The organism is Streptomyces sp. NBC_01515, assembly GCF_045040345.1.
Taxonomy (GTDB): Bacteria; Actinomycetota; Actinomycetes; order Streptomycetales; family Streptomycetaceae; genus Streptomyces.
Map to the genome: position 1 here is coordinate 6,824,736 of NZ_CP109416.1, position 22,971 is coordinate 6,847,706.

Annotated in this window: 17 protein-coding genes; 11 read left to right on the forward strand and 6 right to left on the reverse strand. The window is 70.6% G+C overall.

What is annotated here, in order from left to right; all coding sequences use genetic code 11:
* Positions 1 to 134 precede the first annotated feature (134 nt).
* Positions 135 to 443: a co-chaperone GroES gene (gene groES / locus OG407_RS31095; RefSeq protein WP_019066754.1), complete on the forward strand. Its 309-nt coding sequence runs from the start codon at positions 135 to 137 to the stop codon at positions 441 to 443.
* A 112-nt stretch (positions 444 to 555) separates the two neighbouring features.
* Positions 556 to 2,181 (forward strand): chaperonin GroEL, encoded by a 1,626-nt coding sequence (gene groL, locus OG407_RS31100; protein WP_328680023.1) that lies wholly within the window; start codon positions 556 to 558, stop codon positions 2,179 to 2,181.
* 122 nt (positions 2,182 to 2,303) lie between these two features.
* Here the strand turns inward: groL and OG407_RS31105 are convergent, their stop codons facing one another.
* Complete coding sequence (locus OG407_RS31105) at positions 2,304 to 3,077, reverse strand: SDR family NAD(P)-dependent oxidoreductase (RefSeq protein WP_403583135.1); 774 nt, start codon at positions 3,075 to 3,077, stop codon at positions 2,304 to 2,306.
* A gap of 108 nt (positions 3,078 to 3,185) precedes the next feature.
* The gene (locus tag OG407_RS31110) at positions 3,186 to 3,854 is read right to left on the reverse strand and encodes an MOSC domain-containing protein (RefSeq protein ID WP_405862908.1); all 669 of its coding nucleotides are present in this window, start codon (positions 3,852 to 3,854) and stop codon (positions 3,186 to 3,188) included.
* An 80-nt stretch (positions 3,855 to 3,934) separates the two neighbouring features.
* On the opposite strand from OG407_RS31110, the gene OG407_RS31115 reads away from it, so the two are divergent.
* Positions 3,935 to 4,894: a LysR family transcriptional regulator gene (locus OG407_RS31115; RefSeq protein ID WP_405862909.1), complete on the forward strand. Its 960-nt coding sequence runs from the start codon at positions 3,935 to 3,937 to the stop codon at positions 4,892 to 4,894.
* Between the two features lie 76 nt (positions 4,895 to 4,970).
* Here OG407_RS31115 and OG407_RS31120 read toward each other — a convergent pair whose 3' ends face one another.
* Complete coding sequence (locus OG407_RS31120; protein WP_019055584.1) at positions 4,971 to 5,297, reverse strand: WhiB family transcriptional regulator; 327 nt, start codon at positions 5,295 to 5,297, stop codon at positions 4,971 to 4,973.
* 380 nt (positions 5,298 to 5,677) lie between these two features.
* Here OG407_RS31120 and OG407_RS31125 point away from each other — a divergent pair, with 380 nt between their 5' ends.
* From OG407_RS31125 to OG407_RS31145, 5 genes are all read left to right on the forward strand, one after another.
* Complete coding sequence (locus tag OG407_RS31125) at positions 5,678 to 6,289, forward strand: response regulator transcription factor (protein ID WP_003948568.1); 612 nt, start codon at positions 5,678 to 5,680, stop codon at positions 6,287 to 6,289.
* Positions 6,290 to 6,555: 266 nt separating this feature from the next.
* Positions 6,556 to 7,143, forward strand: a complete 588-nt coding sequence (locus OG407_RS31130; RefSeq protein WP_403583145.1) for a sigma-70 family RNA polymerase sigma factor — start codon at positions 6,556 to 6,558, stop codon at positions 7,141 to 7,143.
* 192 nt (positions 7,144 to 7,335) lie between these two features.
* On the forward strand, positions 7,336 to 8,841 hold the full coding sequence (gene guaB / locus OG407_RS31135; RefSeq protein WP_328680013.1) for an IMP dehydrogenase: 1,506 nt from the start codon (positions 7,336 to 7,338) through the stop codon (positions 8,839 to 8,841).
* Between the two features lie 106 nt (positions 8,842 to 8,947).
* Positions 8,948 to 10,072: a GuaB3 family IMP dehydrogenase-related protein gene (locus OG407_RS31140; protein WP_327401872.1), complete on the forward strand. Its 1,125-nt coding sequence runs from the start codon at positions 8,948 to 8,950 to the stop codon at positions 10,070 to 10,072.
* Between the two features lie 478 nt (positions 10,073 to 10,550).
* On the forward strand, positions 10,551 to 11,447 hold the full coding sequence (locus OG407_RS31145) for an IS982 family transposase (RefSeq protein ID WP_405854185.1): 897 nt from the start codon (positions 10,551 to 10,553) through the stop codon (positions 11,445 to 11,447).
* 181 nt (positions 11,448 to 11,628) lie between these two features.
* Here the strand turns inward: OG407_RS31145 and OG407_RS31150 are convergent, their stop codons facing one another.
* Together OG407_RS31150 and OG407_RS31155 are read right to left on the reverse strand one after the other, a co-directional pair.
* Entirely contained in the window at positions 11,629 to 12,156 is a 528-nt protein-coding gene (locus tag OG407_RS31150) for a hypothetical protein (RefSeq protein ID WP_405862910.1), read from the reverse strand.
* Between the two features lie 160 nt (positions 12,157 to 12,316).
* On the reverse strand, positions 12,317 to 13,525 hold the full coding sequence (locus OG407_RS31155) for a nucleotide sugar dehydrogenase (RefSeq protein WP_403583154.1): 1,209 nt from the start codon (positions 13,523 to 13,525) through the stop codon (positions 12,317 to 12,319).
* Between the two features lie 289 nt (positions 13,526 to 13,814).
* On the opposite strand from OG407_RS31155, the gene OG407_RS31160 reads away from it, so the two are divergent.
* On the forward strand, positions 13,815 to 15,521 hold the full coding sequence (locus tag OG407_RS31160; protein WP_403583157.1) for a glycerol-3-phosphate dehydrogenase/oxidase: 1,707 nt from the start codon (positions 13,815 to 13,817) through the stop codon (positions 15,519 to 15,521).
* Positions 15,522 to 15,641: 120 nt separating this feature from the next.
* On the opposite strand, the gene OG407_RS31165 is transcribed toward OG407_RS31160, so the two are convergent.
* Positions 15,642 to 16,769 (reverse strand): serine hydrolase domain-containing protein, encoded by a 1,128-nt coding sequence (locus OG407_RS31165; RefSeq protein ID WP_405862911.1) that lies wholly within the window; start codon positions 16,767 to 16,769, stop codon positions 15,642 to 15,644.
* A 170-nt stretch (positions 16,770 to 16,939) separates the two neighbouring features.
* On the opposite strand from OG407_RS31165, the gene OG407_RS31170 reads away from it, so the two are divergent.
* Together OG407_RS31170 and OG407_RS31175 are read left to right on the forward strand one after the other, a co-directional pair.
* Positions 16,940 to 19,486 (forward strand): serine/threonine-protein kinase, encoded by a 2,547-nt coding sequence (locus OG407_RS31170; RefSeq protein WP_405868695.1) that lies wholly within the window; start codon positions 16,940 to 16,942, stop codon positions 19,484 to 19,486.
* 164 nt (positions 19,487 to 19,650) lie between these two features.
* The gene (locus OG407_RS31175; protein ID WP_405862912.1) at positions 19,651 to 22,923 is read left to right on the forward strand and encodes a protein kinase domain-containing protein; all 3,273 of its coding nucleotides are present in this window, start codon (positions 19,651 to 19,653) and stop codon (positions 22,921 to 22,923) included.
* Positions 22,924 to 22,971 lie beyond the last annotated feature (48 nt).

Genomic DNA, 22,971 nt, shown 5'->3' on the forward strand with positions numbered 1-22,971 from the left:
AGTCTCAGACCTGGCACTCCCCCCTGGAGAGTGCCAATAGCGACGGGCAGGTCCGGCACCCGCGACGACGGATCCACCTGGTCGCCACCTCAGACAGTTAACCCCGTGAGATCTCCGAAGGGGGAGGTCGGATCGTGACGACCACCAGCTCCAAGGTTGCCATCAAGCCGCTTGAGGACCGCATTGTGGTCCAGCCGCTCGACGCCGAGCAGACCACGGCCTCTGGCCTGGTCATCCCGGACACGGCCAAGGAGAAGCCCCAGGAGGGCGTCGTCCTGGCCGTGGGCCCGGGCCGCTTCGAGAACGGCGAGCGTCTTCCGCTCGACGTGAAGACCGGCGACATCGTGCTGTACAGCAAGTACGGCGGTACCGAAGTGAAGTACAGCGGCGAGGAGTACCTCGTCCTCTCGGCTCGCGACGTGCTCGCGATCATCGAGAAGTAATTCACCCAGTTTTGCAGTGAGCTGCGCCCCTGGCCCCCGCGACCTTATGAAGCCGGGCGTCAGGGGCGTAGTTCGTTTCACCCACGTTTTCCGAGAGGGCTGAACCGCTCCCATGGCGAAGATCCTGAAGTTCGACGAGGACGCCCGTCGCGCCCTCGAGCGCGGCGTCAACAAGCTTGCCGACACGGTCAAGGTGACGATCGGCCCCAAGGGCCGCAACGTCGTCATCGACAAGAAGTTCGGCGCCCCCACCATCACCAACGACGGCGTCACCATCGCCCGCGAGGTCGAGCTCGACGACCCGTACGAGAACCTCGGTGCCCAGCTGGTGAAGGAGGTGGCGACCAAGACCAACGACATCGCGGGCGACGGCACCACCACCGCCACCGTGCTCGCCCAGGCGCTCGTCCGCGAGGGCCTGCGCAACGTCGCCGCGGGTGCCTCCCCGGCCGCCCTGAAGAAGGGCATCGACGCCGCCGTCAAGGCCGTCTCCGACGAGCTGCTCGCCACCGCGCGGCCGATCGAGGACAAGGCCGACATCGCCGCCGTGGCCGGTCTGTCCGCGCAGGACAGCCAGGTCGGCGAGCTCATCGCCGAGGCGATGGACAAGGTCGGCAAGGACGGTGTCATCACCGTCGAGGAGTCCAACACCTTCGGTCTGGAGCTGGACTTCACCGAGGGCATGGCCTTCGACAAGGGCTACCTGTCGCCGTACTTCGTGACGGACCAGGAGCGCATGGAAGCGGTCCTCGAGGACCCGTACATCCTGATCCACCAGGGCAAGATCAGCTCCATCCAGGACCTGCTGCCGCTGCTGGAGAAGGTCATCCAGGCCAACGCCTCCAAGCCGCTGCTGATCATCGCCGAGGACGTCGAGGGCGAGGCCCTGTCGACCCTGGTCGTGAACAAGATCCGCGGCACGTTCAACGCGGTCGCGGTCAAGGCCCCCGGCTTCGGCGACCGCCGCAAGGCGATGCTCGGCGACCTCGCCACCCTCACCGGTGCCCAGGTCATCGCCGAGGAGGTCGGCCTCAAGCTCGACCAGGTCGGCCTGGACGTGCTGGGCTCCGCCCGCCGCGTGACGGTCACCAAGGACGACACGACCGTCGTCGACGGTGCCGGCGACTCCTCCGAGGTCGCGGGCCGCGTCAACCAGATCAAGGCCGAGATCGAGAACACGGACTCCGACTGGGACCGCGAGAAGCTCCAGGAGCGCCTCGCGAAGCTGGCCGGCGGCGTGTGCGTGATCAAGGTCGGCGCCGCCACCGAGGTGGAGCTGAAGGAGAAGAAGCACCGTCTGGAGGACGCCATCTCCGCGACCCGCGCCGCGGTCGAGGAGGGCATCGTCTCCGGTGGTGGCTCCGCTCTGGTGCACGCCGCCAAGGTCCTTGAGGGCAACCTCGACAAGACCGGCGACGAGGCCACCGGTGTCGCCGTCGTCCGCCGCGCGGTCGTCGAGCCGCTGCGCTGGATCGCCGAGAACGCGGGCCTTGAGGGCTACGTCATCACCGCCAAGGTCGCCGACCTGGAGCCCGGCCAGGGCTTCAACGCCGCGACCGGCGAGTACGGCGACCTGGTCAAGGCCGGCGTCATCGACCCGGTCAAGGTCACCCGCTCCGCCCTGGAGAACGCCGCCTCCATCGCCTCCCTCCTCCTCACGACCGAGACCCTGGTCGTCGAGAAGAAGGAAGAGGAGGAGCCGGCCGCCGGTGGTCACAGCCACGGCCACTCCCACTGACGCGAGTCGGTGAACCCGTAGGACGTGTACGTCGAAGGCCCGGCACCCCTCAGGGGGCGCCGGGCCTTCGCGTTCCACCGGAATCCTCGTCACCGAGCCCGCCCCCGCCGGGGCGGCCGCCGTCACTGCGGGCCGTACTTCCGCCCGGTCTTCGAGGTGATTCCGCCCAGCACCGCCTGCGGAGTGACCTTCACCAGACCCATCAGCGCCTTGTAGCGCGGGTCCGGGATCGACAGCGACTTGCCGCGCGCCAGATCCGCGAGCGCCGCCGCGACCAGCTTGTCCGCGTCCAGCCACATCCAGTTCGGGATGTTGTCCGTGCCCATCCCGGCCCGCTCGTGGAACTCGGTCCGCACGAACCCGGGCGCCAGCGCCATCAGCCGTACGCCCGTACCCGCCAGGTCCTTGGCCGCGCCCTGCGTGAACTGCACGACCCACGCCTTCGACGCGCCGTACGTCCCGCGCGGTACGAAGGCCGCCACCGACGCCACGTTGACGACCCCGCCGCGCCCGCGCTCCCGCATCGCCTCGGTCGCCGCGCTGGTCAGCCGCAGCACCGCCTCGCAGTGCACCTTGAGCATCTTCAGCTCGTCGGCCATGGGTACGTCGAGGTAGTGGCCCTTGTTGCCGAAGCCCGCGTTGTTGACCAGCAGGTCGACGGGGTTCTTGCGGTCGGCGAGGCGGGCGGCCACCGTGTCGATGCCCTTGTCCGTGGCGAGGTCGGCGGTCAGCACCTCCGCCTCGATGCCGTGCCGGTCGTGCAGTTCGGTCGCCTGCTCCCCGAGCCGCGCGGTGTTCCGCGCCACCAGCACGAGGTTGTGTCCGTCCGCCGCGAGCCGCCGCGCGAACGCGGCACCGATCCCCGCGGTCGATCCCGTAATCAATGCCGTTGTCATGGCGCAAGATTAGTGACCCGGAGCAAGCCGGTCCGATCTCTGCACAGGCCCTCCCGATCCGTGACGAACACGTGTCGAACAACGTGTCGAACAGGCCGTGACGGCTGGTCAGCCCGGCTGCTCCGCGACATATTTCCGGGCCTGCGCGAGGGACTCCGGATGCAGCGCCTCGCCCGCCGGAAGCAGCCGCGGCAGCAGCTCCCGCTCGGTCGTCACCGCCCGGAACTGCAGGGCCACCGTCACGTCGTGATCGGGCCGGTGCACGATCTCGATCGGATCGCCCGCGCGGATCTCACCGGGTTCGATCACCCGCAGATAGGCCCCCGGCGCACCCTTCACGGTGAACCGTTTCACCCACCCGCGTTCGCCCAGATGGTCCTGGAAGGTACGGCACGGGATCCGCCCGCAGGTGACCTCAAGGACCACCTCGGGACCGATCCGCCAGCGCTCGCCGATCCGCGCCCCGGACACGTCGAGCCCCAGGGTCGTCAGGTTCTCCCCGAAGGAACCGCTGGCCAGCGGGCGCCCCAACTCCCGCTCCCAGTCGTCGAGATCCTCGCGCGCGACCGCGTACACCGCCTGGTCGTCGCCCCCGTGGTGGCGCCGGTGACACACCGCGTCCCCGGCGAGCCCGCTCCCGGCGACGCCCTTGGGTCCGGGCGCGCTCACCCGCACCGGCGCGTCGGTCGGCCGCTTGTCGATGCCGGTCACGCCCTCGGGCTGGTCCGTGTACGGCACGGCCGTGGCCCGGCCCAGATTCAGCGAGAGAAGCTTCATGACGGCACGGTAGACGAGAGCCCCCCAAAGGCGCGGCGCATTATTCGTCGGCGTAGCAAAGAAGCACTTATGCTCGGGGCGTGATCGAGGCCCGACATCTCCGTGTGCTGCGTGCCGTCGCCGCCACCGGCTCCTTCTCGGCGGCCGGGCGTGAACTGGGCTGCACCCAGCCCGCGGTCAGCCAGCAGATGAAGGCCCTGGAGACCTCGGTCGGCACCCCGCTGCTGATCCGCACCGGCCGCGAGATGCGGCTGACCCAGGCGGGCGAGGCGCTGGTCCGGCACGGCGCCGGCATCCTCGCCGGTCTGACGGCGGCCGAGGAGGAGGTCGCCGCGATCGCGGGCCTGCGCGCCGGCCGGGTCCGCCTGGTCTCCTTCCCCAGCGGCAGCTCGACGCTCGTCCCCACCGCCCTCGCCGCCCTGCGCGCCGCGCACCCCGGCACCCGCGTCTCCCTGGAGGAGGCCGAGCCGCCGAACTCCGTCGACCTCCTCCGGGAGGGCGACTGCGACATCGCCCTCGCCTTCCGCTACGAGGCGGCGGCGGGCGCCGAGGACTGGTCCGACCTGGTGGTACGACCGCTGCTCAGCGACCGCCTGGTCGCCCTGGTCCCGGAAAAGCACCGGCACGCGCGCGTGCGGTCGGTCGCCATCGGCGAACTCGCCGACGACCCCTGGATCGCCGGTTGCCCGCGCTGCCGGGGCCAGTTGGTCGAGGTGTGCGAGGCCGCCGGCTTCACCCCGCGCATCGACTTCGCGACCGACGACTATCCGGCGGTCGTCGGCCTGGTGAGCGCGGGCCTGGGCGTCGCCGTCCTGCCCCAGCTCGCCATCGAGTCCGTACGGCCCAGGGGCGCGCGGACGGTGACGCTGGAACCGGCGGTGCGGCGGGAGATCGTCGCGCTGACCCTGCCCGACCTGGCGCGGGTACCGGCGGTGGCGGCGACCCTCGACCAGCTGGCGCGGGCGGCCCGCGACAAACAGGCCCGCGACAAACAGGCCCGCGACAGACAGGCTCGCGACAAACAGGCTCGCGAAAAATAGCGGGGCACGCGTGCGCGTACCCCTGGAGGAGAGCTGGGCGTGCCCCTGGTGGAAGGCTAGTTGGAGAAACGTTCCTTCAGTTGTTCGAAGCCATGTCCCCGGCGGCCGAAGCCGACACCAGCCGGTTGCGGGCACGCCCCATGAGCTCTTCGCGCTCGTCCTCGGTCAGGCCGCCCCAGACGCCGTACGGCTCGCGCACCGCCAGCGCGTGTGCCGCGCACTGTGCGCGGACCGGGCACCTCATGCAGACCTCTTTGGCCGAGTTCTCACGAGCGCTTCGTGCCGCACCGCGCTCGCCCTCGGGATGAAAGAAGAGCGAGCTGTCGACCCCTCGGCAGGCAGCCAGGAGCTGCCAGTCCCACAGGTCCGCGTTCGGTCCGGGAAGGCGGGAGAAATCTGCCATTGCGTGACCCCTTGTAGCCGTTATGGGCGGATACGGTGTCCACGACCGTACAACTACGATCTAAGGAGATGAAAATATGACTCATTGCGAATCTAGCCTCAGACACCAGTAAAAGGGAAGAAATAGGGCTGAATGGGGCACCGGTTGTGATGAAAGCTTGTGGGTCGGCCGCGCACGCCTCCACCGTGTCCGCACCCTCACGTAGAGTGCCGAAGATGGCACACGGCCCCGTAACTCTTTCGAGTGACCGTCGTTGAGAGTGCGAGGCGGTTGAAAACACAAGTGCTCGGGCAGGCGTCCGAGACGGTCGACCGCACAGGTGACGATTTCGTACCAGCCTGGAGGCTCAAGGTGACGCGCATCAGTTGCGGAGGGCGGCCATGACATCCGTCCTCGTCTGTGACGACTCCCCGCTTGCCCGAGAGGCGCTCCGCCGCGCGGTCGCGACCGTGCCCGGTGTCGAGCGCGTGACGACGGCGGCCAACGGCGAGGAAGTCCTCCGCCGCTGGGGTGCCGACCGTTCGGACCTCATCCTGATGGACGTACGCATGCCCGGACTCGGCGGTGTCGAGACCGTGCGGCGGCTGCTGTCCGCCGACCCGGGCGCACGCATCATCATGCTCACCGTCGCCGAAGACCTGGACGGCGTGGCCCTCGCGGTCGCGGCCGGCGCCCGCGGCTATCTGCACAAGGACGCCTCGCGCGCCGAACTGCGGGCCACGGTCACCCAGGCCCTCGCCGACCCGACCTGGCGACTGGCCCCGCGCCGGCTGCGGTCCGCCGAGATGGGCGCCGCACCGACGCTCACCGCGCGCGAGATCCAGGTCCTCGAAGGGATGAGCCACGGCCGCTCCAACGCGGAGATCGGCCGTGAGCTGTTCCTCTCCGAGGACACCGTCAAAACACACGCACGGCGCCTCTTCAAGAAACTCGGCGCCTCCGACCGGGCACACGCCGTGGCGCTCGGTTTCCGGTGGGGCCTGGTCCGTTAGGGCCAGGTCAGTGGGTCGTAGCGGGGATACGAGAATCCCCGCCCGCCACCGGGTGGGCGGGGACGGTGAAGGGGCTCGCCGGGCACCCGCTGCTCGTTTCGCCGCGGATGCCGCATCCTTGAGGTGTGGAGTTCCTCGGGGACGAGTCGGTCGAGCGGGAGGGGAGGGCGCAGGAGATGACTTCCGGCGCACCTGCTCATAACGCTTCGGTGCACAACAACGGACGCGGTGCCACGGACCCTTCGGCCGCAAGGCACCATGGACCGATGCGTGACGACGAGGCGGCCAGAGCCCCAGGGGCGATTGGTGGACTCGTCCTTCGCGCGGTCGACGGAGACGAGCAGGCGACCCACGATCTGCTCGCCCACGTCCACCCACTGGCCCTGCGCTACTGCCGCACCCGGCTGTCCCGACTCCCGGGCGACGCACGGCACTTCGTGGAGGACCTCGCCCAGGAGGTCTGCGTCGCCGTCCTCCTCGCACTGCCCCGCTACAAGGACACCGGCCGCCCCTTCGAGGCCTTCGTCTTCGCCATCGCCGCCCACAAGGTCGCCGACCTCCAGCGCGCCGCGATGCGCCACCCCGGTTCCACGGCCGTCCCCTCCGACGAGATGCCGGAGCGCCCGGACGACTCCCTCGGCCCCGAGGAGCGCGCCCTGCTCAGCAGCGACGCCGAATGGGCCAAGAAACTCATGGCCAACCTCCCGGAGAACCAGCGCGAACTGCTCCTGCTGCGCATCGCCGTCGGCCTCACCGCCGAGGAGACCGGCCAGATGTTGGGAATGTCACCCGGCGCGGTCCGGGTCGCCCAGCACCGCGCGCTGAGCCGACTGCGGGCACTGGCCGAGCAGTAACTCCCGTACGGGCACTGCCCTCGACGGCGGAGCCCTGCGCCGCGACGCCTTTCGTGAACAGCCGGGCGACGGCGTACGTACGAACATACGAAGCCCGGAGCGGGCCGTAGCCGTGGAATCGTGGAATGAGGTGACCGCGCTTCCCGTTAGCATGGACATCCGCACCGATCAAGGCCATTTGGGGAAGGTGTCATGACTGCCAACGTCGACGGAGTGCCCGCCAAATTCGCGACACTAGGGCTGACCTACGACGACGTGCTGCTGCTGCCGGGCGCGTCCGACGTGCTCCCGAACGCGGTCGACACCTCGTCCCGCATCTCGCGCAACGTCCGGGTCAACATCCCGCTGCTCTCCGCGGCGATGGACAAGGTGACCGAGTCCCGGATGGCGATCGCGATGGCCCGCCAGGGCGGTGTCGGTGTCCTGCACCGCAACCTCTCGGTCGAGGACCAGGTCAACCAGGTCGACCTCGTGAAGCGTTCCGAGTCCGGCATGGTCACCGACCCGATCACCGTGCACCCGGACGCCACGCTCGGCGAGGCCGACGCGCTGTGCGCCAAGTTCCGCATCAGCGGCGTCCCGGTGACCGACGGCAACGGCAAGCTGCTCGGCATCGTCACCAACCGCGACATGGCCTTCGAGACCGACCGCTCCCGTCAGGTGCGCGAGGTCATGACCCCGATGCCCCTGGTCACCGGCAAGGTCGGCATCACCGGCGCCGACGCCATGCAGCTGCTGCGCCGCCACAAGATCGAGAAGCTGCCCCTCGTCGACGAGGCCGGCATCCTCAAGGGCCTCATCACGGTCAAGGACTTCGTCAAGGCCGAGCAGTACCCGAACGCCGCCAAGGACGCCGAGGGCCGCCTCATCGTCGGCGCCGCCGTGGGTGCCAGCCCCGAGGCCCTTGAGCGCGCCCAGGCCCTCGCCGAGGCCGGTGTGGACTTTCTGGTCGTCGACACCTCGCACGGCCACAACAGCAACGCCCTCAACTGGATGGCGAAGATCAAGTCGAGCGTGAACGTCGACGTGATCGGCGGCAACGTCGCCACCCGCGACGGCGCCCAGGCCCTGGTCGACGCCGGTGTCGACGGCATCAAGGTCGGCGTGGGCCCCGGCTCGATCTGTACGACCCGTGTCGTCGCCGGCATCGGCGTCCCGCAGGTCACCGCGATCTACGAAGCCTCCCTCGCCGCCCGCGCGGCCGGCGTCCCGCTCATCGGCGACGGCGGCCTGCAGTACTCCGGCGACATCGGCAAGGCGCTCGCCGCCGGCGCCGACACGGTGATGCTCGGCAGCCTGCTCGCGGGCTGCGAGGAGTCCCCGGGCGAGCTGCAGTTCATCAACGGCAAGCAGTTCAAGTCGTACCGCGGCATGGGCTCGCTCGGCGCGATGCAGTCCCGCGGCCAGGGCCGGTCGTACTCCAAGGACCGCTACTTCCAGGCCGAGGTCGCCTCCGACGACAAGCTCGTGCCCGAGGGCATCGAGGGCCAGGTGCCCTACCGCGGCCCGCTGGCCAACGTCCTGCACCAGCTCGTCGGCGGGCTGCGCCAGACCATGGGTTATGTCGGCGCGGCCACCATCGAGGAGATGGAGACCAAGGGCCGCTTCGTCCGGATCACCTCGGCGGGCCTCAAGGAGAGCCACCCGCACGACATCCAGATGACGGTCGAGGCACCGAACTACAGCCGCAGCAAGTAGTCGGCAGGCTTCCTCAAGGGCGGCTCCGGACACACCGGGGCCGCCCTTGTCGTACCCGTCGGCGATACTGGAAGACGCTGAGACGCAAGAAGGAAAGGCCACACACGTGACTGAGATCGAGATCGGGCGCGGCAAGCGCGGCCGCCGGGCGTACGCCTTCGACGACATCGCCGTCGTCCCCAGCCGCCGTACGCGGGACCCGAAGGAGGTCTCGATCGCCTGGCAGATCGACGCCTACCGCTTCGAGCTGCCCTTCCTGGCCGCCCCCATGGACTCGGTCGTCTCCCCGGCCACCGCGATCCGCATCGGCGAGCTCGGCGGCCTCGGCGTGCTGAACCTCGAAGGCCTCTGGACGCGCTACGAGGACCCGCAACCGCTCCTCGACGAGATCACCGGGTTGGACGTGGACACCGCGACCCGCCGCCTCCAGGAGATCTACGCCGCTCCCATCAAGGAGGAGCTGATCGGGCAGCGCATCAAGGAGGTGCGCGACTCGGGCGTGGTCACCGCCGCCGCGCTCTCCCCGCAGCGCACGGCCCAGTTCTCCAAGGCCGTCGTCGACGCGGGCGTCGACATCTTCGTCATCCGCGGTACGACGGTCTCGGCGGAGCACGTGTCGGGTTCGCACGAGCCGCTGAACCTGAAGCAGTTCATCTACGAGCTGGACGTCCCGGTGATCGTCGGCGGCTGCGCCACGTACACCGCGGCCCTGCACCTGATGCGCACCGGCGCGGCGGGCGTCCTCGTCGGCTTCGGCGGCGGCGCGGCGCACACCACGCGCAACGTGCTGGGCATCCAGGTCCCGATGGCCACGGCGGTGGCCGATGTCGCCGCCGCCCGCCGCGACTACATGGACGAGTCCGGCGGCCGGTACGTGCATGTCATCGCCGATGGCGGTGTCGGCTGGTCCGGCGACCTCCCCAAGGCGATCGCCTGCGGCGCGGACGCGGTCATGATGGGCTCCCCGCTGGCCCGCGCCACGGACGCGCCGGGCAAGGGCCACCACTGGGGCATGGAAGCGGTCAACGAGGAACTCCCGCGCGGCAAGAAGGTCGACCTCGGCACGGTCGGCACGATCGAGGAGATCCTCGCCGGCCCGTCCCACATCCCCGACGGCTCGATGAACATCTTCGGGGCGCTGCGGCGGGCGATGGCGACGACCGGGTACAGCGAGCTGAAGGAGTTCCAGCGGGTCGAGGTCACGGTGGCCGACTCGCAGCACAAGCGGTAGGCGGTAGGCGGTTCTACGACGCTTCGAGGGGCCCGGGCCTGGGTGGTCCGGGCCCTTTCGTGTGCCCAAGTGGGTCTGGTGGGGCGCGTGTTGGGACTGGGGGGCGCACGGTTGCGTTCGGGGTGATGGTGAGCCGTTTGGCCGTATCGGGCGACTAGTGTCCTTGATCGGCGGCCCTGTTCTTCTGGGTCGCCCCCTTCCAGGGACATGGTTCCGGACCCGGGCTCTCGGGGCCCGGCCCGAGTTCCGACGAGCCGCCTACCGGGCCAATGGGTGGCGTCGCGGAAGGGGGCGCACCCATGGGTCGTCACCGCAAGCCCACCCGATGGGACCGAACTTGGCTTCGGCTGGTGAAGTTCCGGAGGAGGTGCATCTTGTGGATCTATGGAGGAAAGTGAGCGGCCACCCCTATAAGGACTAGACGAGTAGTTCCGATTGTGGGGTTCACGGACGCAGGGAGGGTGTCCAACATCGGGTTGTGACGACCGATTTAGACACCCTCTTGACGGCACTGTACGTGCATGTCGATGACCATTTGAAGACACCGCGGTGGCGTGGGCGTCCGCCGCTGCTGACCGATGCCGAGCTGGTGACCCTGGCGGTGGCCCAGGCCGTCCTGGGCTTCCACTGCGAGGCCCGATGGCTGCGCTTCGCGCACGCTCACCTGCACAGAATGTTCCCGTACCTGCCGCAGCGGCCCGCGTACAACAAGCGCCTGCGAGCGGCTCTGCCCCTGGTCAAGCGGGTCATCCGGTCACTGGCAGCCGACACCGACCTGTGGCTGGACCCGCTGTGGGTCGTGGACTCCACGCCCGTCGAGTGCGCCCGCTCCCGGGAAACCGTGCGCCGCTCGGACCTGGCCGGCTGGGCCAACTACGGCTACTGCCGCTCCCACTCCCGTTTCTACTGGGGCCTGAAACTGCACCTGGTGTGCACCCCGGCCGGACTGCCCGTCACCTGGGCCCTCGCCGACCCGAAGATCGACGAACGGCAGGTGCTGGCCGCCCTGATCGACGAGGAGCCGCACCTGGCAGCCGCCCGGCCGGGCCTGCTGATCCTGGCGGACAAGGGCTACACCGCCGCCGAACTCGACCGCTTCCTCGCCGCCCGCGGCATCCAGCTGCTGCGGCCCTCCTACCGCAACCGCGGCACCCCACACCCCGCAGAAGCCCTGCTCAAGACCGTGCGGCAGCTGATCGAGTCGGTCAACGACACCCTCAAGGGCCAGCTCGACCTCGAACACCACGGCGGCCGGACCATCGAAGGCGTCGGCGTCCGCGTGGCCCAGCGGATCCTGGCGATGACCTGCGCGATCTGGCACAACCGCGCCATCGGCGCACCCATCACCAGGTCACTGATCGCCTACGACCACTGAGACACATCGGAACTACTCATCTAGGGGTGGACACTCCGTTCACTTTTCAGGAGCCCGCCGCAGCGCCCGCTGCGGTGGGCTCCACCTGTTTCTTACGGTACCGGCGCCGCGAGTCGCACGCCACCAGCCCCCGACGCACACCCCACCTCATGCGCCCCCCTGCACAACCCGCGCGCCGGGGTCAGAGCGCAGCCTTCTTCGCGCCCGAGAACGCGGCGAACGCGGCGATGGCGAAGAAGACGAAGGTGAGCGGGTCGGCGTCGGCCTTCCAGGCGTCCTGGACGACGTCGAAGTGGTCGAAGAACACCTTGCTGAAGCTCACGCCGAGCTCCTCCGCGCCGATCATCGCCTCGCCGATCAGCTGGCCGAGGTAGACCGCGCCCAGGGCCAGGACGGCGCTGAACACGGGGAGGACGGGGTTGCGCCCGCCCAGCTTGCCCGCCGCGAGGCCGATGACGAAGCCGACGCCGACCGCCGCCCAGCCGATCTCGTGCTTGGTGGTGCCGATGACGACGCCGTAGATGCCGGCGGCGACCAGGGCAGCGGCGACGGCGGTCAGCAGGCCGAGCACCATGGTGTTCCGCTGGGGAGCGGGCGGGGCGTACGGAGCCGGGGGCGGCGGCGGTACGGCTCCGGGCTGCTGGGCGTACGGGTTGCCGTCGACCGGCTGCGGCTGTGGCTGCTGCGGTGGCGTGGCTGACTGGCTCATGACAGAAATCCCCCCACGGGATGTGAAGACAGGAAAGGTGAAGCGGAGTCGCGTGCGCGCAGATATGCGACAGCTGTGCGACGAGTGGGGGGGAGATTAGCAGGTCGACGTGCCCCTGTGACCAGTCGTTTTCGTGCTCGGAGCCGGTGCGCCTGCGTGCTCAGAGCCGGTGTGCCGCGCCCGTCGGTGTGGCCCCGCGCGTGTCCAGCAGCAACTGCGCCTTCACGGACAGGCCCTGGAGGTCGTACGTCCGGTGCTGCTGGAGCAGGATCGTCAGGTCGGCGTCGGCCGCCGCCTCGTAGAGGGAGTCCGCGCGGGGGACCGGGCGGTCCAGGACGCTCCAGGACGGGATGTGGGGGTCGTGGTAGCTGACGGAGGCGCCGAGTTCCATGAGGCGGATCGCGATCTCCTGGGCGGGGGTGCCCTGTTGGTCGGCGAGGTCGGCCTTGTAGGTGACGCCGAGGAGCAGGACGCGGGCCCCGCGCGCGGACTTGCCGTGCTCGTTGAGGAGCGTGGCGGCACGCTGGATGACGTAGCGGGGCATCTGGTTGTTGACCTGCTGGGCGAGTTCGACCATGCGGAGGGGGCGGGGGCCGTGGCCGGTGAGGTCCTGGGGGACGGCGTGGCCGCCGACTCCGGGGCCGGGGCGGAAGGCCTGGTAGCCGAACGGCTTGGTCTCCGCGCAGCGGATGACGTCCCAGAGGTCGACGCCCAAGTCGTGGCACAGGACGGCCATTTCGTTGACGAGGGCGATGTTGACGTGCCGGAAATTGGTCTCCAGTAGCTGCACGGTCTCCGCTTCGCGCAGGCCACGCGCGCGTACCACCTTGTCGGTGAGGCGGCCGTAGAAGGCGGCGGCCGACTCGGTGCAGGCCGGGGTGAGGCCGCCGATCACCTTGGGGGTGTTGGCCGGGGTGAAGTCGCGGTTGCCGGGGTCGACGCGGCTGGGGGAGTAGGCGAGGTGGAAGTCGCGGCCCGCGCGGAGGCCGGAGCCCTCTTCGAGGAGTGGGCGCAGGAAGGTTTCGGTGGTGCCGGGGTGCACCGGTGACTCCAGGATCACCGTGGTGTGCGGGCGCAGGTGGGCCGCGAGGGCGCGGGCGGCCGTCTCCACCTGGCTGAGGTCGAGGCCGCCGTCGGCGTCCCGGGGGGTCGGCGCGCAGATCACGGCGGTGCGTACGCGGCCGAGCTCGGCGGGGTTGGTGGCCGGCCGGAAGCCCCCCGAGAGCATCCGGCGCAGTTCGGCGGGGCTGAGGGAGCCGGCCTCAGGACCGGTCTTGAAGCCGACCGTGGCGATACCGGCGGCGACAGCGGCCTGGGCCAGGGGCAGGCCGAGAGGACCGAGTCCGATGACGGCGAGATCTGCGGGCATGGCGTGGGCCGTCCTTCCCAATAACCGAAGCGGGACAGATAACCGAAGCGGGACAGGTGCGCAAGCCCTGTGGACAGAACGAGCGAGCGCAATGTCAGACTAGGAGTAAATATGACCGTTATGCGGGATTGGACGGCTGTGTTTTTCGGCAGTCCTGTGATTGTTGTCCACAGGCTGGGGGCGAGTGGTGGCTGAAGTCGGGCAACCCGGTCAGAATTTGGGCAGGAGGGATACGAACCGGGCTTCGCCGAACGGGTGCGGCCGGCGCTACCGATAGCGGGAGGCAGCGGTGAGGACAGCGACACTGGGTCCGGCGCAGCGAGCCGAGGCACTGGCGGGAATGGCCGAGCGCGAACTGGATGTGCTCGTGGTGGGCGGAGGTGTGGTCGGCGCGGGCACCGCCCTGGACGCGGTGACGCGCGGCCTGTCCACGGGACTGGTCGAGGCGCGCGACTGGGCGTCCGGCACATCGAGCAGGTCGAGCAAGCTCATCCACGGAGGTCTGCGCTATCTGGAGATGCTCGACTTCGCCCTCGTCCGCGAGGCACTCAAGGAACGCGGACTGCTCCTGGAGCGGCTCGCCCCGCACCTGGTGAAACCGGTGCCGTTCCTGTACCCGCTCCAGCACAAGGGCTGGGAGCGCCTCTACGCCGGCTCGGGCGTCGCGCTCTACGACGCGATGTCCATGGCCCGCGCCCACGGCCGGGGCCTGCCCACCCACCGCCACCTGAGCCGCCGGCACGCCCTGCGCGTGGCACCCGCGTTGAAGAAGGACGCCCTGGTCGGCGCCCTGCAGTACTACGACGCGCAGATGGACGACGCCCGCTATGTGGCCACCCTGGTGCGCACGGCCTCGTCGTACGGCGCGAAAGTCGCCAACCGCGCGCGGGTGACCGGTTTTCTGCGCGAGGGCGAGCGCGTGGTCGGCGCCCGGGTGCAGGACGTCGAGGCGGGCGGCGAGTACGAGATCCGCGCCAAGCAGATCGTGAACGCCACGGGCGTGTGGACCGACGACACCCAGGCGATGGTCGGGGAACGCGGCCAGTTCCACGTCCGGGCCTCCAAGGGCATCCACCTGGTCGTCCCGAAAGACCGCATCAACTCCACCAGCGGGCTGATCCTGCGCACCGAGAAGTCCGTGCTGTTCGTCATCCCCTGGGGTCGGCACTGGATCGTCGGCACCACCGACACCGACTGGGACCTCGACAAGGCCCACCCGGCCGCGTCCAGCGCCGACATCGACTACCTGCTGGAGCACGTGAACTCGGTGCTCGCGGTACCGCTGACCAGAGACGACGTCCAGGGCGTGTACGCGGGACTGCGGCCCCTGCTGGCCGGCGAGTCCGACGCCACCAGCAAGCTGTCGCGCGAGCACACCGTCGCGCATCCGGTGCCGGGGCTCGTCGTCGTGGCGGGCGGCAAGTACACGACGTATCGGGTGATGGCCAAGGACGCCGTGGACGAGGCGGTGCACGGGCTCGACATGCGGGTCGCCGAGTGCGTCACCGAGGACGTGCCGCTGCTCGGCGCGGAGGGGTACCGGGCGCTGTGGAACGCGCGGGCGCGGATCGCCTCGAAGACCGGCATCCACGTGGTGCGCGTGGAGCACCTGCTGAACCGTTTCGGTTCGATGGCCGAGGAGGTCCTCGACCTCATCGCCAAGGACCCCGCACTCGGCGAGCCCCTCCAGTTCGCCGACGACTATCTGCGCGCCGAGGTCGTCTACGCCGCCTCGCACGAGGGCGCACGGCACCTCGACGACGTCCTCACCCGCCGCACCCGCATCTCGATCGAGACCTTCGACCGGGGCACGCGCAGCGCCCGTGAGGCGGCCGAGCTGATGGCACCGGTGCTCGGCTGGGACAAGGACCAGATCGAGCGCGAGGTCGAGCACTACGAGAAGCGGGTGGAGGCCGAGCGGGAGTCGCAACGCCAGCCCGACGACCTGACGGCGGACGCGGCGCGGTTGGGGGCGCCGGACATCGCGCCGCTGTAGCGGCCCCGGGCGGGGTCGGCTTCGCCCGGAGCCGGCTTCGCCCGAAGTTCGCCGCAGCCTCCGCCCGCTTCACTCGAACGAGTGTCGCGAACTGGGATCTTTGTCCGGAACCCGGCCGTTCTACGAGGTGCGGGGGCAGAACTCGGCGGCGAGCAGGGCCGGTTCGAGACCGGGGTCGGCCATCTCGCTCGTGTTCACCCGGAAGGTGAGGACACGACGACCGTCGACGGTGGCTGCGGTGCGCACGTAGCTGCCGGAGATCCGGCCGTTGTGCCCCCACACCGTGGTGCCGCACGGGAGCTTCACGGGGAACAGGCCCATGCCGTACGAGCCGTGTGCGGTACGTGTGTCGAGCATCTCGCGCAGCCAGTGCGAGGGCAGAAGTCCGCCGCCGAGCAGGGCCGAGTAGAAGCGGTCCAGGTCGGAGAGCGTGGTCACCAGCTCGCCCGCGGCGCCGGCCACCCGCGGGTCGAGATCGGTGACGTCGGAGCCGTCGGTCGCGTAGGCGCGGCCGTGCGGCGAGGGAAGAGTGGTGCGGGAGCCCGGGAAGGAGGTGCCCGTCAGACGCAGCGGAGCGATGATGCGGCGCTCGGCCTCGGTGGCGTACGAGTTGCCGGTGACCTGTTGGATCACCAGGCCGAGCAGCACGTAGTTGGTGTTCGAGTAGGAGAAGCGGCCGCGATCGACCGGAGGGTGGGTGACTGCTATACGGACGGCCTGAGTTGGGGAGACGGGGACCGTGCCCCCGGTGACCGCGGTGAAGTCGTACAGACCGCTGGTGTGGGTGAGCAGGGAACGGAGGGTCAGCGCGCGCCCGTCGTTGCCCGCTCCGTGTACCAGACCGGGCAGGTGTCGCTCCACCGTGTCGGACAGGGACAGCCGGTGTTCGGCGGCGAGTTGGAGGATCACGGTCGCGATGAAGGTCTTCGTGATGCTGCCGGCGCGGAAGTGGTCGGCTCGGCTGATGCCTTTTCCGGCCTGTGCGTATTTCGTCGTACCGAGTGCGTAGTCCGACTCGGACCGGGCGATGTCCGTCCCGGCCCGCGCGTCACCGGTCCCGGTCGGTGAGCTGCCGGAGCCCGTGCTGTCGTGGGCCAGTAGGGCCGCGGCGGGGGCCCTGCCCCGGGCGACCAGCAGTCTGACCAGGGCGTTCGTGTCCGGCGCGGGGTGGGCCTGGGAGGCGGCCGCGGACAGGCAGAGGAGGGTCAGGGACACCGGAAGGGCGAGCAGTGTCCGAGGTGTGGGCATCGTGATCCTCCGTTCTCATCGGTCATCCTGCCCGGCTTGGCTGTGTGACCTGCGGTGGATACGGGACCGGATGTGCTGTCGGTGCGCGGGGAGAGGCCCCCTGGGCGTTGGGCACTTGTTCGGTGGGGGACAATGGAGGCTCTGTCAGGGCGGGTTGCATGAGGGGACGCATGTCGGAGGCGGAGCGGGCGGGGACATCCCGTCAGGACAAGAGCGAACGTCTCCTCGCCGGGCGGTACCGGTTGGGAGCAGTGCTCGGCCGCGGAGGCATGGGCACGGTGTGGCGTGCCGAGGACGAGACCCTGGGCCGGACGGTCGCCGTCAAGGAGCTGCGGTTCCCGACCAGCATCGACGAGGACGAGAAACGCCGGCTGATCACGCGGACGTTGCGCGAGGCCAAGGCCATCGCGCGGATCCGCAACACCAGCGCGGTGACGGTCTACGACGTCGTCGACGAGGACGACCGGCCGTGGATCGTCATGGAGTTGGTCGAGGGCAAGTCGCTCGCCGAGGCCATCCGGGAGGACGGCCTGCTGGAGCCGCGGCGCGCGGCGGAGGTCGGGCTCGCGATCCTCGACGTCCTGCGGTCCGCGCACCGCGAGGGCATCCTGCACCGCGACGTGAAGCCGTCGAACGTGCTGATCGCCGAGGACGGCCGGGTCGTGCTCACCGACTTCGGTATCGCACAGGTCGAGGGCGACCCGTCGATCACCTCCACCGGCATGCTCGTCGGCGCGCCCTCCTACATCTCCCCGGAGCGGGCCCGTGGGCACAAGCCCGGTCCGGCGGCCGACCTGTGGTCGCTCGGCGGGTTGCTGTACGCGGCGGTCGAGGGCGCACCGCCGTACGACAAGGGTTCCGCGATCGCCACGCTCACCGCGGTGATGACGGAGCCGTTGGAGGAGCCGAAGAACGCCGGGCCGTTGAAGGACGTCATCTACGGCCTGCTGAAGAAGGACCCGGCCCAGCGTCTCGACGACACGGGTGCCCGGGCGATGCTCAACGCGGTGATCCACGCGCGCGAGCCGAAGGCGGCCGAGCCGGAGCCGGTGGCGGACGCGACGAAGGTGGTTCCGTTGCCCGCGCAGCCGGGGCCCGCGGAGTCCGGTGGCAAGAAGAGCGGTGGCAGTAGCGGGAGTTCGGGTCCTTCTGCGGGGGCCGAGCGGTTGCGTGGGGCGTTGCGGTCCATGCGGAAGGCTGCGGGTGGGTCGGCGGGGGCCGGGGCGGCCACGTCTTCGGCGGCTGCGGGTTCTGCCACGAGTCCCGGTGCGGCCGCGAGTCCGGCTACGGGTTCGGGTTCGGGTTCTGGTGGGGCTTCAACTCCCGTTGCCGGTAAGCCGGGTGGCTTGGGTGCGGGTGCCGGGGCAGCTGCTGCCGGGGCTGGTTCGGTCGGCGTCGCTGGTACTTCGGGCAAGAGCGGCTCCGGTGCTGCTGGGACCGCTGGTTCCGGTGGTGCGAAGGGCGCTGCTGCCGGCGGGAGTTCAGGGTCTGCTGCCGGACCTCGGACGCCCGGGGTGCCTTCGGCTCGGGCGGCGGATGCTTCTGGTGCGGCGACCCGTTCCGGGACGTCGGCCGGTGCGGGGACTGCGGCCGGCGCCGGGGCTCCGGCCGGTTCCGGGACTGCGGCAAGTTCCGGGACTGCGGCTGGTTCCGGTACTGCGGGCGGCTCCGCTGCGAAGGCCGGTGCGGCGGACTCGGGTACGCGTGACTTGGCGGGTGCACGTGACCCCGGTACCCGTGACCCCGGTACCCGTGACCCCGGTACGCGTGATCCCGATGTGCAGGCGTCCGGGCTGCGGGAGACGGGACTGGGGGACTCCGGTGCCCGGGACCTGGGCGCGACGCGCGAGTCGAGTACTCGGTCGGCCAACTCCGGTTCGGGTGGGCGGAGTTCCGGGTGGCCCGTGATGACGCCGCCGGATCTGCCGCCGCGGCCGGTGCCGAGGGCGCCGCTCACCGATGTGGTGCCGAAGCGGACGTTGGTGATCATCGCGGTCGTCGTCGCGCTCGCGGTGATCGGTGTCGTGCTGGCGTTCACGCTCGGTGGCGATGACGGCGACTCCAAGGGGTCGAAGCACAACGGCGGCGCCAAGGCGGACAGCAGTGTCAGCGCGAGCGCGAGTTCGAGCACCGACACCAAGAAGGACAGCGGCGACACCGGAAGTACGGGCGGTTCCCAGAGCGACTCCAAGGCGACGGCAACGGCCTCGGGGAGTAAGGCGAGTTCGGGTACGAACGCGTCCGGCGGGAGCGGTGACGAGACGGACGGCTCCTCGGGCGGCGCCGCGGTCGTGAAGACGTACAAGGGGAGCCAGGGTTTCTCGATAGGCCTGCCCGCCGGGTGGTCGTACCAGTCGACCGATTCCGCCGGGGTCCGGCTGACCGGGCCCGACGGGCAGAAGCTGCTGATCGCCTGGACCAGTACGCCGAAGGGCGACGCGGTGGCGGACTGGAAGAACCAGGAGCAGTACATGACGCGCTCCGGGTACCACCGGATCCGAATAGAGAAGGTGGACTACCGGAGCTGGAACACGGCCGACTGGGAGTTCACCTATGAGGACGGCGGGACGCAGTACCGCACCATCGACCGCGGGTTCGTCGTCAACAGCCATCTCGGATATGCGCTCATGTACACCGCGAAGGCGGCCAATTGGGGTACTGAGCTTCGTAAGGACACCTGGACGACCCTGACGAAGACGTTCGAACCGAAGTCCTGAGGCGGGTGGGTCCGGGTTTGGCGCGCCAGATCCGTCAACCCCTCTTTGGGGGTTGCCTCCGGCACGTATCGTGAGTGGTTGCGGACCGTACGCATCCAGGAATGTGGGCGGAACGGGGCGCAAGGCGAACGGAATTGACCAACCGGGCGGCCGGGGGAGGCAACGTGGACGACTATGCGGGTCGGGTGCTCGCCGACCGCTACCGCCTGCCGCTGCCGCCCTCCGACGAGTACGAACTCACCGAGACCCGGGCCTTCGACACCTACAGCGGGCAGGAAGTCCTGGTACGCCAGGTGCCGTTGCCGGAGGTCGTCGAGGCGGAGGTGCTCGGCGAGGACGGGCTGCCCGACGGGTTCACGGCGCGTGATCGCGGGGCGCGGCGGCCGGCCGCGGCGCGGACCGCGACGCGGCGGCCCTCCGATCCGGCGGTACGGCGCGCGGTCGAGGCCGCGCAGGCCGCGGCGCGGATCCCCGACCATCCCCGGCTGGACCAGGTCTTCGACGTGTTCGCCGAGGGCGGTTCGCTGTGGATAGTGAGCGAACTGGTGTCCGCCCAGACGCTTGCCACGCTGCTCGTCGAGAAGCCGTTGTCGCCGTACCGGGCGGCCGAGGTCGCCGCCGACGTGCTGATGGCACTGCGGGTGCTGCACGCGCACGGCTGGGTCCACCGGAACATCACCGCCCGCACGGTGCTCGTCTGCGACGACGGCCGCGTGATGCTGACCGGCCTCGCGGTCGGCGCGGCGGAGGAGGCACTGTGCGGCTACGACCCGGTGCCGGTCCAGGACGGCGACGAGGACGGACGCGGAGAGCAAGGACGGCACGGCGGCGGGGCGGCGGTACCCGCGAGTTTCCGGGCACAGGGCGGCGGCGCCGTACCGCGGGCGGGTTCCACGGCCCCGCACGGTTCCGCATCTCCTTCGGGCTCGACGACTCCGCCCGGTCCCAGGGCTCCCGGCGGTTCTACGGTCCCTGCGCTCCCCGGTAACTCCCGCGGCAGCGGCGCGATCGGCTTCGGCGGCGCGGGTGGCGGAACGGGCACAGGTGCAGCTGCCGCTGCCGTAGACCCCGGTGCTGTGGACCCCGAGGCCGCCCGGCGGGCCGCGATCGAGGCGCGGGCCGCCGGAGGGCTGCCCGGAGCCGGTGCGGAGGGCGGTGGCGGGAGCGGGCCTTCCGCCGCGCTGGCCCGCAGGGAAGCGGAAGTCGGCGGTGACGTCCGGGCCGCGCGGGCCGGTGCGATCGCCGCGTACCGGGCAGGCGCGCGCGCCGCCGCCCGGGTTCAGGAGACCCAGCAACCGGCACTCCCCGGTGCCCGGCCCCCGGCCGAGGGCGAACGCGGCACCGCCCAGGCCAACGGTTCGGCCCAACTGCCGTACTCCGGCGGCAACGGCGTGGAACAGCACCCGGCCGGCACCACACCCCCGGGCCAGATAGCCGACCCCTACGGCGTCCGCAACACCGCCTGGCACGGCGCGACACCGCGCCCCGGCACCGGCGACCCGGCCCCGAGCGTCCAGGGCGACCGGCCGTCCCCTCCGCAGCAGGGCGGCACCGCCGGTGCACCGTCCCCGGGCGGAACAGGCACGTTCCCCGGCACGAACACCCCGGCCCGCGATGGAGAGGCCCGCCCCTATGGCTCGGGCGCCTCGGCGTTCGGCCCAGGCGTCCCGGCCCAGGGCACCGATGCCCCGCCCTACGGCAGGGAAGCCCGCCCCTACGGCGAGGACGCGTCGGCGTACGGTCCGGACGCCCCGGCCCCCGGCGCCGGCACCCGTCCCCACGGTGCGGACCCTTCGGCCCATGGCCGCGAAGCTCGTCCCCACGGCGCGGACGCGTCGGCCTACGGTCCGGAGGCTCCGCCCTATGGCCCGGAGGCCCCGCCCTACGGCGGGGACACCCGTTCCTACGGCGGGAACGCGCCGGCCCGTGGCGGCGACCCCCGCCCCTACAGCGCGAACACCGGGGTCCACAGCACCGACCCCTCCACCTACGGCGCCCTAACCCCCGCCACCGGTCACCCCACCCCGCCTTCCATCGGCAGCCCCCACCGCCCCAGCCTGGACGGCCCCGTCCCTCCAGGTCGGGCCGTCGCACCCGCCTCCGGCAACTCCCCTCGCCCTCCGGCCCGTTGGGACGAGCTGGCTTCCGCAGGCGCACCTACCCACCGTGGTCCCGCCACCGCGCTGGCCGCCGAGCGTGCGCGCCAGGTGCGGATGACCGTCGTAGGGCCGGTCACCGAGCGGTGGGCGCCCGAGCAGGCCGTACCGGTGCATGAGAACTGGCAGTTGGCCGCGCCGATCGGACCCGCCACCGATCTGTGGGCGCTCGGGGCGTTGCTCTTCCGGGCCGTGCAGGGGCATGCGCCTTATCCCGAAGAGACGACCGCCGAGCTGGTGCAGCTGGTGTGTGCGGAGCCGCCCGCCTTCGCCGAGGAGTGCGGGCCGCTCAGGCCGGTCGTGGAGTCGCTGTTGCGGCAGGACCCGACCGAGCGGCTCGACTTCGAGGAACTGCGGGGCTGGCTGCGGTCGTTGGTGCGTTCGGCGCCCGAGCCCGAGGCCGGTACGCATGTCGTCGCCACCCCGCCGACCGATCCCCGGCGGCTGCCGATCGTCCGCAGGCGCGGCGAGTTGGTGCGCAGGCGGCGGGCCGGGCTGCCCGCGACCAGTCCGCACGGGCGGCACAAGCGGGCCAAGGAGGAGGTCGGTGGGTCGCCGCGGCGGTTGGGGCGGACCCTGTTGATTCTTATCTTCCTGCTGCTGGCCGGTGCGGTCGCGTACGCCATGGTCTTCCTGCCCAAGTCCGGGGAGAACTCCGGGGCGGGGCAAGGGGATCGGACCGGGGCCGCGGGGGAAGTCAGTACCGCGCCCACTCAGTCCTCGGCCGGGGCCAGTAGTCAGCCGCAGCCCGATCAGACCTCGCCCAGTGCCCACAACAGCCCCTCGAACTCGGCCAGTTCGACCGACACGCAGACGGACCCGAACGTCGCCGACGGGTTCGTGCTGCGCAAGGACCCCGCCGGGTTCCAGGTCGCCGTGGCCAAGGGATGGACCCGTACGCCCAAGAACGGCAGCGGCCAAATCGTCTACTCCCACGGCGACTTCGAGCTGATCGTCGTAGCCGGGCGGGACAGTGCCACGGCGGACGGCAGTGACCCGATGGTCTACCAGCGGGACAAGGAGGCCGAGTTGCAGCCGTACCGCAACTCCAGCTGGGCCACCGCGACCGGGCTGCGGACCATCACGGTGGGCGGAAAGACCATGGCCGAGGGGCAGTTCACCTGGACGGACAGTCAGGGGGGCGCCCTGTTCGTGCGCAACATGGCGTTCCTCATCAACGGGCGGTACCACATCGTGCAGGTGCGCGGCCCGGAGGCTCAACGGGACGAAGTGACACGGCTGTACGAGCAGGCGTCGTCCACCTATCAGTACACCGGGTGACCTGCGGAGGCGGCGCGCCGAGGCCCGGCGGTTCCCGTTCGGGCGCAG

What these genes read in the sequence shown, in the direction of transcription:
- groL (WP_328680023.1), top strand. Translation starts at nt 556, where the DNA reads ATGGCGAAGATCCTGAAGTTCGACGAGGACGCCCGTCGCGCCCTCGAG.
- OG407_RS31105 (WP_403583135.1), bottom strand. Translation starts at nt 3,077, where the DNA reads ATGACAACGGCATTGATTACGGGATCGACCGCGGGGATCGGTGCCGCG.
- OG407_RS31110 (WP_405862908.1), bottom strand. Translation starts at nt 3,854, where the DNA reads ATGAAGCTTCTCTCGCTGAATCTGGGCCGGGCCACGGCCGTGCCGTAC.
- OG407_RS31120 (WP_019055584.1), bottom strand. Translation starts at nt 5,297, where the DNA reads ATGGCAGATTTCTCCCGCCTTCCCGGACCGAACGCGGACCTGTGGGAC.
- OG407_RS31125 (WP_003948568.1), top strand. Translation starts at nt 5,678, where the DNA reads ATGACATCCGTCCTCGTCTGTGACGACTCCCCGCTTGCCCGAGAGGCG.
- OG407_RS31130 (WP_403583145.1), top strand. Translation starts at nt 6,556, where the DNA reads ATGCGTGACGACGAGGCGGCCAGAGCCCCAGGGGCGATTGGTGGACTC.
- guaB (WP_328680013.1), top strand. Translation starts at nt 7,336, where the DNA reads ATGACTGCCAACGTCGACGGAGTGCCCGCCAAATTCGCGACACTAGGG.
- OG407_RS31150 (WP_405862910.1), bottom strand. Translation starts at nt 12,156, where the DNA reads ATGAGCCAGTCAGCCACGCCACCGCAGCAGCCACAGCCGCAGCCGGTC.
- OG407_RS31155 (WP_403583154.1), bottom strand. Translation starts at nt 13,525, where the DNA reads ATGCCCGCAGATCTCGCCGTCATCGGACTCGGTCCTCTCGGCCTGCCC.
- OG407_RS31165 (WP_405862911.1), bottom strand. Translation starts at nt 16,769, where the DNA reads ATGCCCACACCTCGGACACTGCTCGCCCTTCCGGTGTCCCTGACCCTC.
- OG407_RS31170 (WP_405868695.1), top strand. Translation starts at nt 16,940, where the DNA reads ATGTCGGAGGCGGAGCGGGCGGGGACATCCCGTCAGGACAAGAGCGAA.